The organism is Bacteroidota bacterium (assembly GCA_041658205.1).
Lineage (GTDB): Bacteria > Bacteroidota > Ignavibacteria > UBA10030 > UBA8401 > UBA8401.
On record JBBAAO010000004.1, the window covers coordinates 54,838 to 70,313 of the forward strand.

The following is a 15,476-nucleotide window of genomic DNA, read 5'->3' on the forward strand; positions in this document are numbered from 1 at the left end:
CGGACTGGAACTAACCTGCGTTGCAACGTTCCAGTGCGTGAGATTGTGTTTTTAATTTGCTGATTACTATCGCTATCGTATGTTGTGTGTTCATTTCACCACACTCGAAAACTCAGAGCGTAAGCGGTTGCAACGTCAGGTTGAGTGACTGGTTAGCCCGCCAACAAATTACTGCCAATAACTTTTTTTTCTTTTTAAATGAACTATTTCATCGCTTCCAACAAATTTGCCAGTGAGTTCTTTCTTGCCGATTTTGTCCTTAAAAGTACGGCTACTTTGTTTATCGGGGATTGTAAACTCAATCTCATTGTTATCGACTTTAACTTGCACTAAAACTGGCGGCGTTGGCACTCCCTCTGCTTCTTGCACAAGAGCATAATGTTGTCTTTTCATTCCGTCTGTAGAATAAACAATAAAAACCTCCATCCCACTAACATCCCCACTTTCTTTGCCATATTCAAAATTCGTGTAACGCCTACACTAACCACGCCGTGCCGCACTCCACGCTCTTCTATAAAATAAGTGCGGCATGGAACGAGCACAACTGATTTTGTACTGAGATTCAACATTGCTTATCAAATGTGCGAGTGACGTGGTTTGTGTTGTTAGCTACCGTGCGAGCACCCTCATCACTGAGTACTTCTGAGTTATCCGGAAAAAGAGATTTCTCATTTTTGTGCAACACTATTTACTTCTATCCAATATCCATCTGGGTCTTGAAAGAAGATCTGCTTAATCCCATCCGCTCTTATGTTAATTTTGTTTAGAGTACCTGGCCAATCCGAATAAGCTACTTTCATTCTTTCAAGTATTTTAATGAGTAAATCAAAGTCACTTGTAGTCAGGGCAAGATGGACGGCTTTGTTTACAGTTACCGTATCTTTTAGAATGGCTATCAAATGCAACTCCTTTTGCTCTCCCAGAGAAAACCAACGTACGCCCTCCAATCTTGCTCGATTAGTTATTTCGGTTAAACCAAGTACATTTCTATAGAACTCCGAAGAACGATTTACATCTCTTACTGATAATGCCAAATGATTGAATGTCAAAGGTGGCGGAGCGTCCGATTGAGCAAATAATTCTGGCAATGAGATGAAGCAGAAAAATGTCAGCACGACGGCAGCTTGGAACTTCATGGCATGGACTCCTTAATGAATGACTGATGATTGAGATTACTGGGTGCGAGCATGGCAGCTAACTGCCTGTTATTTGTTGCTTTTGACCGTACGCTTGAGAGAATAAAACTACAAGAAAGAGAAAACTCAAAATATTTTTTTGTTTTGACATTTTATAAACCTCCTCTCTTAATTATGCGGGCTAACGGACTGGAACTAAGCCGCGTTGCGAATGCTTTTGCGGCCCCGGAGCCCGGTTAAATTGAAAACGCTGTTTCGTATCGTAAGTTGTGTTTAGAATTGCTGACACTTAATGTTAAAATCGAGGCCGCGATCGCAACGTCGGCTTGAGTGACTGGTTAGGGCGCATGGTAGTTAATAAAAATTCCTTGCGACTAATTAAAAACGAATATTTTAAGCAACCAGACCACAATTATAGCAATACCGATAAACAATGAGAGTGTGACAAGTTTTCTTGAAGTCGATTCATACTTCACCTTTTGCGTCTCTTCAATTGCTACCAGATACATAACACACTTGTAATTTGAAAAAAGCATTATGAATACTAAAAATAACGTAGAAGCCAAATGATACAATGGCCATTGTGGTACTTTTAAATCAAATAACCCAAAATGTTCTCTATAAATAAGAAAAGCTGCAAAAGATGTAACAAAGAGAAAACAATAAATTGAGGCTTTGATCTTGATCTTTCTGTTTTCCACAATTATCAACATCTTTCTGGGTATGTTTTTTTGCACCCTAACGGACTGGAACTAAGCCGCGTGGTAACGTTCCCGTAAAGAAAACTGCTTTTTAAATTGCTGATCTCTTCCGCTATAGTATGTTGTGCTTAGATTTTACGACACTTCCCGGCTAAACCCTATACAGTTACCACGTCGGCTTGAGTGACTGGTTAGGCGACACACGGTAGACATTTTTACCCGCCTGACGAAATGAATGATATTACGAGGCCAATAATTAATACAATAAATGCAATTTGTTTATATCTCCATCATTCGGTTGTGTAATATTCTTTTTTGGGAAATGGTGAAATAAACGACTTTCTATAAGTCTCGTCGCCAAGTTCTGTCAAACTTTTATTTGCGACATAATTGATAATGCCGCTAATAATTATTGTTCCGAATAATATTAATTGAGTGTCGCCCATTTATTATAAAGAATATTTTTTTGTGGCGCCTAACGGACTGGAACTAAGCTGCGTTGCAACGTTTTATCGCGGCCTCGAAAATACTTTTCGTGATTTCGTTCGCTCTTTCGCTGACGTATGTTGTGTTCTCGTTTTTCAACTTTCGAATAAAACCCAAGCCGCGGTTGCAACGTCAGCTTGAGTGACTGGTTAGGCAACATAAAGCAGTACCATTGTGATTTAATAAATAGTATGTTTTTTATTTATTACCAAATCATAAATCATACGGTTACCATTATGACCAAGATAAAAATGGTACATCACTTGAAACACAATTGCTAAAAAATAAAAGGTTGAAAGTAGCAAAATAAATATCACGGTGAAGAATATCGTACTTTTCCATAATCTTTTGAAAAGTGCCCATACTGCGCCGCCAAAAAATGCACTCCAATTCCATTGACCACCATATTCTTTAGCAGAATAACCAATTTTCAATAACTCTAATACGTAATAATTGGATAATTTATTTGATATTTCTTTGATTCTATTATCAACAAATTTTTTGTTCGAAGAACAATTCTTGCATAACGATAAACCTTCGATGTTCTCTGAATCTATTGATATTTCATTTTCACAAAACGAACATATGTTATTAATTAGAATCTCGCTCATTGTTGATTCTTTATGTTGCCTAACGGACTGGAACTAAACTGCGTGCAAACGTTCCAGCGCGCCGGATTGTATTTTTAAATTGCTGATAACTATCGCTGTCATAAGTTGCCATTTGAGAACTCAACACTCAAAACACAGAGCGCGTCGCGGTTTGCACGTCATGTTTGAGTGACTGGTTAGCCCGCGCAATTATTTTTTGAAACGCTACACTGCTGGCGGCTGGCGTAAGCCACATTTAATTAAACAACAACTTTTGAATGTTAAAGAACTGTTTATTTGTTTTTTTGATTTTGCAACAAATCTCAAATTGAATTACAAAACTTGAGCAACATTTTAATTTGCCGCCAGCAGAGCGGGCTAACGGACTGGAACTAACCTGCGTTGCAACGTTCCAGCGCGTGGGATTTTGTTTTTAAATTGCTGACAACTATCGCTATCGTATGTTGTGTTTTCATTTTTCGACACTTGTAAACTTAGAGCGCAAGCGGTTGCAACGTCAGGTCGAGTGACTGGTTAGGGCGCAATAAGTTTATACAGCAGAATTATGTTGGTTGCAAACAACTGCAAAATATAATAATAGATAAATACAATTATTATGAAAATGAGTATATATGTTGAATCGTCGCCTAAACCCCAATTGTTAGAAATAATAAATTTTAGAATTGTTCCCCATAAATTAAGATAACCAATAACTCCCCATATTAGCGCAGAGAGTATTAACGTAACTACGGGATTAGAGAAGTTATCTCCGAACAATCCTTCAAATAACAATTGAGGTAGTAGAAAAATAAAAACACCAATAAGTCCACCCGCAAGCATCGAAATAATGACAAAAGATGAATTTTCTTTCGCATTGTCGATATATTTCAAAATTCTTTCAACTTTGTTTGTAATGACTTTCATTGTATTTATCGATGGCGATTGCGCCCTAACGGACTGGAGCTAAGTTGCGTGGTAACGTTTTTACGCGAACGCGACCTTGAATAAATTGCTGAAATCTGTTTCTACCGTATGTTGTGCTTAAATATTTCAACTTTGAATACAAAAATCGCGTTCGCGGTTACCACGTCAACTTGAGCGACTGGTTAGGCTTTGCAAGTATTTATTATTGAATAACCACAAACTCAATTGTCAACTCTTGACGTTGAAACTTGATTATTTGACGTGGATAAAACCATCCATCACATTGACCCATCATTAATGCTGAAAACTTTTTGCGATAAATGTTTACAGTGTTGTTATATACTTCAATTTTATTAATCAAATCTAAGTTTCCCGTGCAACCTGATTGCGCAGGATAAAAAATTGCAACTATTTGATCTTTCTGAAAATCTATCTGTGGCATCGGTGGCTTTGAACCGGTCCAATAATTATTGCATAAATTGATCCAAGTTACACTATCCTTTATTATTAGGGTTGTGTCTTTATTTAAATTAATCCCAGTGCTAACAGTTTCAAAAGGAATAGTTTTTACTGGTTCGGTTGAACTATCTTTACAAGCTATAATGACTGTGCTTAATATTATTGTAAACAACAATTGAGTTTTCATAAAACCTCTTTTTGCAAAGCCTAACGGACTGGAGCTAACCTGCGTGGTAACGTTCCAGAGCGCGGGATTCTGTTTTTAAATTAAAAATGATGTCGCGTATCGTAAGTTGTCATTTGAGAACACAACACTCAAAACTCAAAGCGCGTCGCGGTTACCACGTCAGGTTGAGCGACTGGTTAGCCAGCCTTTTATTATTTGTATTTAAGTAAATACAAAATGATAGATATAATTAACAGTATGCCAATTGCTAAATACCTCTGTTTTTTTGTAACCGCTTTTGCAAATTTAACTTCTACAGGAGCTGAAATATATTTTTGAATATTGAGAAAACTGTTGATCGCAAAATCGTACATTTTTTGAGAAGTAATAATTCGCAAGACAGATACAGGAAAAAATGCAACATCTGCTTTAATAATAATTACTTTCTGTGCTTCAGATTGTTTTATTGTCCAGTCAAAGAATTCTATACGATCATCAATAAATCGTAGATCACCACGTTTAGTATCTTTCCAAAGTGAGAATGCAATTGGATTTTCTTTATTATCAAGTTCTATTGTTCGACCAGTTGCTTGTATTTTATACTCTTTATTCATTTTGCTAATGCGAGGCTGGCTAACGGACTGGAGCTAAGTTGCGTGGTAACGTTTTTACGCGAACGCGACCTTGATTAATTTGCTAATAACTGTTTGAATCGTATGTTGTGCTTAAATATTTCAACTTTGAATACAAAAATCGCGTTCGCGGTTACCACGTCAACTTGAGCGACTGGTTAGGCACCTTACACAAAATAAATATCACTCTTTTCGAGTTTTTGACATATAGAAAATGCCTCGGTCGGACATTTACCATTTTCTATTAATGCGGACCAAAATGAATTATCGAACATTCTGTTTAAATACATATATCGACATGAAATTAATAGTTTCCCTCTATCCCAACCTGTTTCTGTAGAATGTGATACTTCATAGTGATCCTCTAATTCATAAAATGAAATAGCAGATTTAGCTAACCACTTTTTATCTAAAAACTTTCCTAACTCCACAACCTCTTTTTCGCTCACTTCGAATTGATCAACAAATGATTTATGCCAGTCCGCACCATCGTTAAAGGCTGGATATACTCCTGAATCCCAGGCATAAATATATGCGGGAGAAAATGGAGTGTTCTCCCAATTCATCTTCGCAGAATTCAAAATATTAAATCGCATTAATTGAAAAAGTGATTTGCTATTTGTATCCATAAAAAACCCTCTTTTTATAATAAAGTTTAACAACAAAAATACGTTAAGGTGCCTAACGGACTGGAGCTAACCTGCGTGGTAACGTTTTTACGCGGACGCAAGGCTCATTAATTTGCAGATAACTATCTCTATCGGGTGTTGTGTTTAGATATTTCAACTTTGAATACAAAAATTGCGGCCGCGGTTACCACGTCAGGTTGAGCGACTGGTTAGGGCGCAAGAGATTTTACATCGGCAGAATATTAACATACAACGTATCCTGTTCATATTGAGTCTTAAATGGAACTTTAATTATTTTCGGTAATAAATTATTTTTATACGCTTCAGATTTGTAGGTTATAATAGTATTGATCGTTGTTGGATATTGTTGTGGCGGAAATATGTTTGTTTTAATTTTGACACTACACCAGTTAGGAACTAATGATGAATCAAAATTGCATATCAAAGTATCCCTTGTCCCATAATTCCATATTGCGAAGTGTACGGTAGTATCAATTAATAAATTGTAATTCTTAAAGACTTCAATTGTGTCTGGAAACAAAAAATGAAATGGCTTGTGGATAATATACAATGTATCAATAGGGTTTTTGGATGAAATGCTAAAATCTTCACTATAACTTGTTGCGCCAAAGTATTGATTTGGTAAAGCAATGATTTTATAATTACCCGCTGAAACATTTGAAAAATTACATTCACCGTTTAGCTCTGTAGATAACACCTGAACTGTGTCAAAAGTAGTAGAGCGAGATTTAAGTAATTTAAGGGTAACCGGCCATATTGTCCTACTTATAGGATTTAATAGCACAATTGCTTTTACTGAACCCTTTGTGTTGTCAATATTTTGATCAACTGGAGAACTTGACTCCTTTTTACAAGAAGACAAAATTACTAGTAGCGGTAATAAAATTACAATTAGTATTTTGTAAATGGTCATCTCTTCCTTCCTTGCGCCCTAACGGACTGGAGCTAACCTGCGTGGTAACGCTTCAGCGCGCCGGAATCCGTTTTTAAACTAAAAATGATGTTTCGTATCGTAAGTTGTCAATTGAGAACACAACACTTAAAATTCAAAGCGCGTCGCGGTTACCACGTCAGGTTGAGCGACTGGTTAGCCGGCATATATGAGATTATATTTAAATTATTTGAAGTATTAAATATTTATAACTCTCTCATATGATCAATCGAATTTATTTTTATACTTACGAATTTTGTAACAATTAAACAAACAAGCTGTCTTGTGGACAGCTTGTTTTGGTCGTATGATAAAGGATTAATGATTAATATTATTTAATAGAATGTAAATAGTTTTTAATCTTATTCAATTATTATTCAGCAGCTATTCCAGTTGAAACATCAAGTGGAATACATGTAGCGGCCCTTCCATTGTTCACGGCAGTTGATACAAACGCAACTACAGAAATATGTTGGTTAGCTTGGATCAGAGTACCAGGGTACGCTTGAAAATATGTTGTTTGATTTGCACCAAGGTTCCATGTGTTAGGACCGCTAACAGTCGTTCCATTATTAAATGCGGCAATAGAAACCCAAATTGGAGTAGTAGTACCTTCAAGAGGTGGTACTCTAAATGTATTTCCAGAAATAGCCAATGGTAACAAAGTCATTTGATGAATATAACCTGTAATATTTGAACTAGCGCTTACCTGTATAGGTTGGGTTGAGGATACAGGAGTACCTCCCATAGCTGGATAAATCCAAAGTACGTTACCAGGTCCCATTTGGTAGGACACGCCACCACCAATATATACAGTAGTATTTGCATAGTGACTGGCAATTTGCATAGATGCATTATCATTATTATGAAAATTAACGGAGACAGCCAACTGGGGCATGATATAAGTATAGGGGTAATAAGTAGGAGTTACTGCATTAGTTAGTGTTGCTTTTGCAAATTTTGATCGATCTGGTTGATTTATTATTTCCTCTTTAATTAATGCACCATTATCATTATATAACCTAACCAACATTTTACCTGGATCCAATTCAGGCAAGTTTGTCTCATTACTTATAGAACTATTTTGTGAATTATTAACAATTGGATTTTTGTCATTATTGCAACCATTAATAAGTATTACACCAAACAACAAAACAAAATAAGCAAAAGTTGATTTCATATGTTTCCCTTTTTTAAATTTATTAAGTATTATAATGATTCTTAACTTGATGTTATCAAATTATGTGTTTAAGTAGTTAAGTCATAAAACACCTCCTTATCTTCATTATCCTTTAGCATCAAACTTATTACATTAATCAAACATCATTAGATACTTTAATGATTAAATATTTCAGTTTTAGGTATATTTTAGAATATGATATTTTATTTGAATGCAATATTTACACGCCGGCTAACGGACTGGAGCTAAGTTGCGTGGTAACGTTTTTACGCGAACGCGACCTTCTTTAATTTGCTGATAATTATTTGAATCGTATGTTGTGCTTAAATATTTCAACTTTGAATACAAAAATCGCGTTCGCGGTTACCACGTCAACTTGAGCGACTGGTTAGCCGGCAAGATTAAATACCACTTGCACATATACCGTTAAAGTGGTATATTTTATTGTGATAATCAATTTCCTAGACCAGGCCACCGAAGACATTTACAATGGTTTTGACACCAAACAAGCTAGACGAATTCCGTCTGTCATTTGGAAAATCGCTATTAGAAAACTCGACCTATTGAATGCCGCTCATGATTTGATGGATCTCCGGATACCACCGTCAAATCGATTGGAAGCACTCAAGGGTAATTTTAAAGGCAAACATTCTATTCGAATCAATGATCAATACAGGATTGTCTTCGAATGGACTCAAAGCAATGCAAAAGATGTTCAAATCATTGATTATCATTAAAGGAATCTAAACATGATACCCAAAAACAGAAAACCTACTCATCCTGGCGAAATTCTTTTAGAAGAATTCTTACGGCCAATGGAACTAAGTCAATTAGAATTAGCTCGCCGAATGGGTGTGCCTGTGCAAAGAGTTAACACACTGATCAATGGCAAACGTGACATGACTGCAGAAACTGCGGTGCTATTATCACGTGTCTTAAAAACCTCTTCCGAATTCTGGATGAATTTACAAGTTGCTTGCGATCTTTACATCGCAAAACAACACCTCGAGCACGCCGCTTAATTATTCATCCGCATTCAATTCCTTGCCGGCTAACGGACTGGAGCTAAGTTGCGTGGTAACGTTTTATTGCGGCCACGAAATGAATTTTGTGAATTGCTGATAACTTGTGCTGTCGTATGTTGTGTTCTCGTTTTTCAACATTCGACAGAAAACCAACGCCGCGGTTACCATGTCAACTTGAGCGACTGGTTAGGCGCCATACATTAATACTTCTAAAATGTTTTCGTCAGTTATTGTTTCTATACTTGTCTTTATCTTCAGAATATTTACTCATTACCGGAAACCCATTCTTAATTTTATAGTCACGTCTCCAAGATGCGTTGTATTGAGCATCGTGCCAATAACCAGTGGAAAACATTTGTCGCTTTCTTTTATCAATAAATATATCCCCATATAATTCATCGCAAGAATTACAAAACAGGTATTGTTCACTATTAGGATCATAAATATATGTCAGGTAAATATCAGGCATACCTCTCTCTACACATATTCGTAAATCTAAAAATCCGTCAAATGTTAAATCTACAAAATCTATTTCTGGAGCCCCCCACCATTCAATCTTTTCTGAAACAATACTATTGACTTTTGAATCACCACTCTTATAAAATTCTATTCGATAAATAGTACCAATTGATTCTGGTTGGGAGATGTTAATGATTGTTCGAACCTTCAATTTCTTTGATATATTCAATTGAATTGTATCGGAACTCATAATTCGAATAGAGAGTGAATCGATTGATATTTGTGAATGTAAACAATCAATGTTTAATAAGAACAATATCCCAATAACCAATTTGTGAGTCATGTAAACTCTTGATATATGGCGCCTAACGGACGGGAGCTAAGTTGCGTGGCGACGTTTTACCGCGAACGCATTGTTGATTAATTTACTGATAACTACCGCTAACGTATGTTGTGTCTTCGTTTCTCAACACTTCCGTGAAAATCGCGTTCGCGGTCGCCACGTCAACTTGAGCGACTTGTTAGGCCGCTGTTAATAAATTTGTAGAATTATGAGTTTTGAACACTGTTTCTTAAGTTGTGTGTTTGAGAACTACATACACATGAGTTTTAGGTTGCAGGCTGCACTCGCGCACACAATTGCTGACTTAGAAACTCTCAAACTCCCGCATAAAGTCCTTTCTGTTAAATCGTAGTCAGCTAATGAACGCGTACGATGAACTGCTAATTCTGCTTTTCCTTTTGATGCGGCCTGCAACAACTGCGGCCTAACGGACTGGAGCTAAGTTGCGTGGTAACGTTTTTATGCGAACGCGACCTTGATTAATTTGCTGATAACTGTTTGAATCGTATGTTGTGCTTAAATATTTCAACTTTGAATACAAAATTCGCGTTCGCGGTTACCACGTCAACTTGAGCGACTGGTTAGGCAGGCAGTTATTATTCTTTGACATAGTTAAAGTCTTTCTTTCCATCTTGCACTTCAATCAATTTGACAGTATTTAATGGAATCGCATCTCTCAAGGACGGAATAAATCTCGACTTCGAACCCACAATTAAAGAATCCTGAAGATAAATTGTATCAAAATAAAATATTGTCCGATCATCATTGTTATAAGTAAACCGAATTTCAATTGACGGTCTGTTGACCAATTTAATTTGTTTGTTATCGTCATCCATACAATAAATTGTATCAATCGGATTAGCTAAATACGATGCTCTCCCACCGAACGGACCACTGATTGTAACTTCACGTAATTTTGTTGAATCCAAACCATTAAATTGAGTTTTAAAGCTTTCAATGGAAATATGGTATGTTGAACAACCTGTCAAAGCCACTATTAATGATATTGCGATGATGTATTTATATTTCAAACTATTTCTCCTATTAGATACTTTTGTTCTGCCTGCCTAACGGACTGGAGCTAAGTTGCGTGGTAACGTTTTATCGCGGCCACGAAATACATTTTGTGAATTGCTGATTTCTTCCGCAATCGTATGTTGTGTTCTCGTTTTTCAACTTACGACTAAAAACCCAAGCCGCGGTTACCACGTCAACTTGAGCGACTGGTTAGGCCGCTGTTAATAAATTTGCAGAACTTTGAGTTTTGAACACTGTTTCTTAACCTGTGCGTTTGAGAACTACATACACTTGAGTTTTAGGTTGCAGGCTGCACTTGCGCGCACAATTGCTGATTTAGATAAACTCAAAATCCCGCTAAATATCTTTTCTTTTAATCGTACCCAATTAATGACAATGTACGATTAACTGCTAATTCTGCTTTTCCTTTTGATGCGGCCTGCAACAACTGCGGCCTAACGGACTGGAGCTAACCTGCGTGGTAACGTTCCAGCGCGTGGCAATCCGTTTTTAAATTTAAAATGATGTCGCGTATCGTATGTTCTCATTTGACAACTCAACACTCAAAACTCAAAGTGCGTCGCGGTTACCACGTCAGGTTGAGCGACTGGTTAGGCAACAAGATGTTAGCCTAAACAACAATTAATGAAATACTACTCTAAACAGTACAAATGCAAAACCTAGAGTGTATATCGGAACTAAAAGCGTTAAACCAAAAACCATAAAAGTTGTATTTATTTGCCACTCAGAATATGCCTTTTTGTACCCCTCTTTCGCTGCTGGTGGATATAAATCCGAAGGAGCAACAACGGCTCCCTGAGAGATTGACAATTCTTGTTTGTAATACAGATACCATTGTGTTGTATCAATTCCGTCTTTTGATGGTTCAACTATTTTTACCAATGTCCTATCAGCTGAGCTACAAGAAATACAAGCCCAGCTAATAAATACCAGGCCAATTATTCTGAGGAACAATATTTTTATACTTTTTATCATTTGTGTACAACAATGCCATTTCTTGTTGCCTAACGGACTGGAGCTAAGCTGCGTTGCAACGTTTTATCGCGGCCTCGAAAAACATTTTTGTGATTTTGTTAACTCTTCCGCTGTCGTATGTTGTACTCTCGTTTTTCAACTTTCGATTAAAACCCAAGCCGCGGTTGCAACGTCTGCTTGAGCGACTGGTTAGGCGCATTGTTTTATTTTAGTAAAACTAATTTCTTAGTCTCAACAAACAAACCAGATTGCAGTCGATAAAAATATACCCCGCTAGACATGTTTTGCGCATTCCATTGAAATGAATGATTCCCTGAAGAAAACTCTCCGTTTGCTAAAATGATATTTTCCCGTCCAAGAAAATCAAATACTTTTAGCGATATAAATGATCTAAATGAAAGGGTAACTGAAATAGTTGTTATTGGATTAAACGGGTTTGGATAATTTTGATTTAGTACAAAATTTTGAACTCCGTCATTATGATTATTAACCCTAGTAATCATTTCGGATAATGGCCTACGCCACAAACCTTTTCCATCTATACCTGCAAAAATGTAAATTCCATCAGACGCAAAAGATCTAATGTAATTTTTAGATAGTCCATTATTGATATTAACCCAACTATTTCCAATATCGCTTGAAATAAACACACTATCAGAAATTTGTGCTATGAAATTAGCATCAACAGCGATAATCTGGGAAAAAACAAGCTCATTTATATGTTGATAACTTTTTCCTCCATCTTTAGAAACGTACATCCCTTTCAGCTGTGAAGGTCTCCCATTTGGATCCCGCCACGAGTAAATAAGAATTTTTCCGTTGACAGCAAAGTCTGGAACGGATGAATATTTTATCCATTCTAAATCGGTGCTTGTTCCTATCAATCGCGCAAGCCCTTGATTCCCAACAGCATATAGAGTATCTCCGCTTACATCAAAACGATAATAGCTCATTTCATGTCCATCAATTGGTGACCAAATATTACCGTTATTCTTGGATTGAAATATTCCTGCCCCAGAAATGCCAACATATAATGTCGTACCTTTTATAGCCAAACCGGTAGCATAAGGATAGAATGGTAAGCCAGAATTGACAAGAGACCAAGTTTTGCCACTATCGCCTGAACGAAATACACCACTATTAGTTGTTACAAAAAGATATTTTTCGTTTCTTTTAAAATCATAAACATTAGTGTCCGTTAAATTGCCGTTAATTGAAATCCATGTATTTCCAGCATCAGTAGATACAAAAACTCCCTCATATCCTATCGCTGCATATAGAACATTATCTTGAGCAAAAATTGCTGAAATTTGTGATGAAGTAGAAAGACTGGTCTTTTTCCATTGAGCCCAAGTTTTAATCGGCAAAAATAAGAATGCATATAAAGTTAAAATAATTAACAACAAAATATTTTTCATCTAATCCTCACTGAGAATATCTGTTTACACTGCGCCTAACGGACTGGAGCTAACCTGCGTGGTAACGTTCCAGCGCGCCGGGATCCGTTTTTAAATTAAAAATGATGTTTCGTATCGTATGTTCTCATTTGACAACTCAGCACTCGAAACTCAAAGCGCGTCGCGGTTACCACGTCAGGTTGAGCGACTGGTTAGAACACACAAGGTTAATTTACAAATAAGAATTTCTATTTTGCCAATGCGAATAACATTATGCAGCCAATATTTGAAAACACCACAAGACTGGGATTAGGTGGCACGAGTAAATAATCATCTTTCTTGAGCAAATATTTTCCGTAATTAACTTCACCCTCCAATACAAATAGTTCATCTCCTCCTGGATAGTTGTGCGCTGGATATGAAGCACCGGCTTCAATTTTTAGCAAGAGTCTAATTGGTCGTTTTTTATCTTGGGCGTATCTAAGAGTTTTTGAATAAATACCTTCAATCGTTTTACCGTCTAAAACAATTGGTTCCCAATTTAATTGTGAACTTATTACTAATTCCGATGACATATATTTCACCAATATTAAATAGTAGAATATTTATTTGTGTGTTCTAACGGACTGGAACTAAACTGCGTGCAAACGTTCCAGCGCGCCGGTTGTATTTTTAAAATAAAAATGTGCTCGCGTATCGTAAGTTGTGATTTGAGAACACAACACTTAAAACTCAGAGCGCGTCGCGGTTTGCACGTCATGTTTGAGTGACTGGTTAGCCCGCTAAAACTATTTTTTGAAACGCTACACTGCTGGCGGCTGGCGTAAGCCACGTTGAATTGAACAACAACTTTTGAATGTTAAAGAGTGTTTATTTGCTTTTTTTGATTTTACAACAAATCTCAAATTGAACTACAAAACTTGAGGAACATTTTATTTTGCCGCCAGCAGAGCGGGCTAACGGACTGGAACTAAGCTGCGTTGCAACGTTTTATCGCGGCCTCGAAAACACTTTTCGTGATTTCGTTCGCTCTTCCGCTGTCGTATGTTGTGTTTTCGTTTTTCAACTTAAGATTAAAACCCAAGCCGCGGTTGCAACGTCAGCTTGAGTGCCTGGTTAGGCAGCAGGTTATTTTGTTGGCAACTGATCGGTAGTTTGAAGCACTTTTTTCTTTCTGTTTTTGTAAATGGTTGACCATAGCGCAATTACAAAGATCATACCTGTTGTGAATCTAAAGAATTCAGTTGTTCCACTGCCATAATCTTGCAGAAAGAAATCATAAATTGTTAAACCGATAAATATCAGTGTCACAACTGTTGCCAACAATGTAATTATAGTATTTTTTCTTTCCATGACTTTTCCTTCCTGCTGCCTAACGGACTGGAGCTAACCTGCGTGGTAACGCTCCAGAGCGTTGGATTATGTTTTTAAATTGCTGATAACTGTTCGTATCGTAAGTTCTCATTTGACAACTCAACACTCAAAACTCAAAGCGCGTTGCGGTTACCACGTCAGGTTGAGCGACTGGTTAGCCAGCAAAGTGCCTTATTGTTTATTCTTTACAATATTGCCATAAATTGAGATTACGTACATCATTATGAATTGGAATACAACATAAATTCCAGAATTAATCCAAACCGAATTAAATGTCGGTATGTAGACGGCAGGCACACCAATCAAGAGAGTGATGAAAACGGCACCCACAAATAAGGAAGAAGCCCCTGGTTGACCTTGCATTAACTGAATAGATGCAATTAACATAAATACAAAAGGAATTAATGCCGCCGAAAAGAATTTAATAAATGGTTCGTATCTAAATTGAAATGAAAATGAACTTTGATCAGAAGATTCTAGTTCAGTTATGATTGATTGATAAATATGAGACAAATCTTCAGATTTATTTATGCTATCCTTTTGTAAGACATGAAGTCGTTCTAACAATTGAACGCGGTGGTCCAATCTATTGTAAAGCGCATAACCCGTTTTCATTTCAAATACATATAACGAGCCCACAATAATTACAAAGAGTGATAGAATGTAGAGTAATCTTCTGAAACTGAATTGAATGAAGATACTCTCGAATGCTTGTATTAAAGTATTTAGCATAATGGTTATTTTTGCTGGCTAACGGACTGGAACTAAACTGCGTGCAAACGTTCCAGCGCGCCGGGTTGTAATTTTAAATTGCTGATAACTATCGCTGTCGTAAGTTGTCATTTGAGAATTCAACACTTAAAACTCAAAGCGCGTCGCGGTTTGCACGTCATGTTTGAGTGACTGGTTAGCCCGCTAAAACTATTTTTTGAAACGCTATACTGCTGGCGGCTGGCGTAAGCCACGTTGAATTGCACAACAACTTTTGAATGTTAAAGAACTGTTTATTT

19 protein-coding genes are annotated in these 15,476 nt (G+C 36.8%); 2 read left to right on the forward strand and 17 right to left on the reverse strand.

Annotated features, from left to right (window positions below; genetic code table 11):
- Positions 1–168: 168 nt before the first annotated feature.
- The 10 genes from WDA22_17340 to WDA22_17385 form a co-directional block, all read right to left on the reverse strand.
- The gene (locus WDA22_17340) at positions 169–426 is read right to left on the reverse strand and encodes a hypothetical protein (protein ID MFA5835247.1); all 258 of its coding nucleotides are present in this window, start codon (positions 424–426) and stop codon (positions 169–171) included.
- 242 nt (positions 427–668) lie between these two features.
- Positions 669–1,136: a VOC family protein gene (locus tag WDA22_17345; GenBank protein ID MFA5835248.1), complete on the reverse strand. Its 468-nt coding sequence runs from the start codon at positions 1,134–1,136 to the stop codon at positions 669–671.
- A gap of 991 nt (positions 1,137–2,127) precedes the next feature.
- A complete protein-coding gene (locus WDA22_17350) occupies positions 2,128–2,283 on the reverse strand; it encodes a hypothetical protein (GenBank protein MFA5835249.1) in 156 nt (51 codons plus the stop codon).
- Between the two features lie 219 nt (positions 2,284–2,502).
- Complete coding sequence (locus WDA22_17355; GenBank protein ID MFA5835250.1) at positions 2,503–2,934, reverse strand: DUF2628 domain-containing protein; 432 nt, start codon at positions 2,932–2,934, stop codon at positions 2,503–2,505.
- Positions 2,935–3,447: 513 nt separating this feature from the next.
- The gene (locus WDA22_17360) at positions 3,448–3,837 is read right to left on the reverse strand and encodes a hypothetical protein (GenBank protein MFA5835251.1); all 390 of its coding nucleotides are present in this window, start codon (positions 3,835–3,837) and stop codon (positions 3,448–3,450) included.
- A gap of 202 nt (positions 3,838–4,039) precedes the next feature.
- The gene (locus WDA22_17365) at positions 4,040–4,483 is read right to left on the reverse strand and encodes a hypothetical protein (GenBank protein MFA5835252.1); all 444 of its coding nucleotides are present in this window, start codon (positions 4,481–4,483) and stop codon (positions 4,040–4,042) included.
- Positions 4,484–4,674: 191 nt separating this feature from the next.
- Entirely contained in the window at positions 4,675–5,076 is a 402-nt protein-coding gene (locus WDA22_17370; protein ID MFA5835253.1) for a hypothetical protein, read from the reverse strand.
- A 185-nt stretch (positions 5,077–5,261) separates the two neighbouring features.
- The gene (locus WDA22_17375; GenBank protein MFA5835254.1) at positions 5,262–5,723 is read right to left on the reverse strand and encodes a hypothetical protein; all 462 of its coding nucleotides are present in this window, start codon (positions 5,721–5,723) and stop codon (positions 5,262–5,264) included.
- 226 nt (positions 5,724–5,949) lie between these two features.
- Positions 5,950–6,657 carry a hypothetical protein gene (locus WDA22_17380; protein ID MFA5835255.1) on the reverse strand — a complete coding sequence of 236 codons (708 nt, stop codon included), beginning with the start codon at positions 6,655–6,657 and terminating at the stop codon, positions 5,950–5,952.
- A 391-nt stretch (positions 6,658–7,048) separates the two neighbouring features.
- Entirely contained in the window at positions 7,049–7,855 is an 807-nt protein-coding gene (locus WDA22_17385) for a hypothetical protein (protein ID MFA5835256.1), read from the reverse strand.
- Between the two features lie 446 nt (positions 7,856–8,301).
- Here WDA22_17385 and WDA22_17390 point away from each other — a divergent pair, with 446 nt between their 5' ends.
- Positions 8,302–8,592 carry a type II toxin-antitoxin system RelE/ParE family toxin gene (locus tag WDA22_17390; protein MFA5835257.1) on the forward strand — a complete coding sequence of 97 codons (291 nt, stop codon included), beginning with the start codon at positions 8,302–8,304 and terminating at the stop codon, positions 8,590–8,592.
- Positions 8,593–8,604: 12 nt separating this feature from the next.
- Complete coding sequence (locus WDA22_17395) at positions 8,605–8,877, forward strand: HigA family addiction module antitoxin (GenBank protein MFA5835258.1); 273 nt, start codon at positions 8,605–8,607, stop codon at positions 8,875–8,877.
- Positions 8,878–9,103: 226 nt separating this feature from the next.
- Here the strand turns inward: WDA22_17395 and WDA22_17400 are convergent, their stop codons facing one another.
- The 7 genes from WDA22_17400 to WDA22_17430 all read right to left on the reverse strand — a co-directional run bounded on the left by WDA22_17400 (position 9,104) and on the right by WDA22_17430 (position 15,105).
- Complete coding sequence (locus tag WDA22_17400) at positions 9,104–9,589, reverse strand: hypothetical protein (protein ID MFA5835259.1); 486 nt, start codon at positions 9,587–9,589, stop codon at positions 9,104–9,106.
- A gap of 689 nt (positions 9,590–10,278) precedes the next feature.
- Positions 10,279–10,713, reverse strand: a complete 435-nt coding sequence (locus WDA22_17405; GenBank protein MFA5835260.1) for a hypothetical protein — start codon at positions 10,711–10,713, stop codon at positions 10,279–10,281.
- Between the two features lie 628 nt (positions 10,714–11,341).
- Complete coding sequence (locus WDA22_17410) at positions 11,342–11,695, reverse strand: hypothetical protein (GenBank protein ID MFA5835261.1); 354 nt, start codon at positions 11,693–11,695, stop codon at positions 11,342–11,344.
- A 203-nt stretch (positions 11,696–11,898) separates the two neighbouring features.
- Positions 11,899–13,113, reverse strand: coding sequence for a T9SS type A sorting domain-containing protein (locus WDA22_17415; GenBank protein MFA5835262.1), 1,215 nt, complete (start codon positions 13,111–13,113; stop codon positions 11,899–11,901).
- Between the two features lie 227 nt (positions 13,114–13,340).
- On the reverse strand, positions 13,341–13,667 hold the full coding sequence (locus WDA22_17420) for a cupin domain-containing protein (GenBank protein ID MFA5835263.1): 327 nt from the start codon (positions 13,665–13,667) through the stop codon (positions 13,341–13,343).
- Positions 13,668–14,220: 553 nt separating this feature from the next.
- The gene (locus WDA22_17425; GenBank protein ID MFA5835264.1) at positions 14,221–14,445 is read right to left on the reverse strand and encodes a hypothetical protein; all 225 of its coding nucleotides are present in this window, start codon (positions 14,443–14,445) and stop codon (positions 14,221–14,223) included.
- A gap of 192 nt (positions 14,446–14,637) precedes the next feature.
- Positions 14,638–15,105, reverse strand: a complete 468-nt coding sequence (locus WDA22_17430; protein ID MFA5835265.1) for a hypothetical protein — start codon at positions 15,103–15,105, stop codon at positions 14,638–14,640.
- Positions 15,106–15,476 lie beyond the last annotated feature (371 nt).

What these genes read in the sequence shown, in the direction of transcription:
- WDA22_17340 (MFA5835247.1), bottom strand. Translation starts at nt 426, where the DNA reads ATGGAGGTTTTTATTGTTTATTCTACAGACGGAATGAAAAGACAACAT.
- WDA22_17345 (MFA5835248.1), bottom strand. Translation starts at nt 1,136, where the DNA reads ATGAAGTTCCAAGCTGCCGTCGTGCTGACATTTTTCTGCTTCATCTCA.
- WDA22_17350 (MFA5835249.1), bottom strand. Translation starts at nt 2,283, where the DNA reads ATGGGCGACACTCAATTAATATTATTCGGAACAATAATTATTAGCGGC.
- WDA22_17355 (MFA5835250.1), bottom strand. Translation starts at nt 2,934, where the DNA reads ATGAGCGAGATTCTAATTAATAACATATGTTCGTTTTGTGAAAATGAA.
- WDA22_17360 (MFA5835251.1), bottom strand. Translation starts at nt 3,837, where the DNA reads ATGAAAGTCATTACAAACAAAGTTGAAAGAATTTTGAAATATATCGAC.
- WDA22_17365 (MFA5835252.1), bottom strand. Translation starts at nt 4,483, where the DNA reads ATGAAAACTCAATTGTTGTTTACAATAATATTAAGCACAGTCATTATA.
- WDA22_17370 (MFA5835253.1), bottom strand. Translation starts at nt 5,076, where the DNA reads ATGAATAAAGAGTATAAAATACAAGCAACTGGTCGAACAATAGAACTT.
- WDA22_17375 (MFA5835254.1), bottom strand. Translation starts at nt 5,723, where the DNA reads ATGGATACAAATAGCAAATCACTTTTTCAATTAATGCGATTTAATATT.
- WDA22_17380 (MFA5835255.1), bottom strand. Translation starts at nt 6,657, where the DNA reads ATGACCATTTACAAAATACTAATTGTAATTTTATTACCGCTACTAGTA.
- WDA22_17385 (MFA5835256.1), bottom strand. Translation starts at nt 7,855, where the DNA reads ATGAAATCAACTTTTGCTTATTTTGTTTTGTTGTTTGGTGTAATACTT.
- WDA22_17395 (MFA5835258.1), top strand. Translation starts at nt 8,605, where the DNA reads ATGATACCCAAAAACAGAAAACCTACTCATCCTGGCGAAATTCTTTTA.
- WDA22_17400 (MFA5835259.1), bottom strand. Translation starts at nt 9,589, where the DNA reads ATGAGTTCCGATACAATTCAATTGAATATATCAAAGAAATTGAAGGTT.
- WDA22_17410 (MFA5835261.1), bottom strand. Translation starts at nt 11,695, where the DNA reads ATGATAAAAAGTATAAAAATATTGTTCCTCAGAATAATTGGCCTGGTA.
- WDA22_17415 (MFA5835262.1), bottom strand. Translation starts at nt 13,113, where the DNA reads ATGAAAAATATTTTGTTGTTAATTATTTTAACTTTATATGCATTCTTA.
- WDA22_17420 (MFA5835263.1), bottom strand. Translation starts at nt 13,667, where the DNA reads ATGTCATCGGAATTAGTAATAAGTTCACAATTAAATTGGGAACCAATT.
- WDA22_17425 (MFA5835264.1), bottom strand. Translation starts at nt 14,445, where the DNA reads ATGGAAAGAAAAAATACTATAATTACATTGTTGGCAACAGTTGTGACA.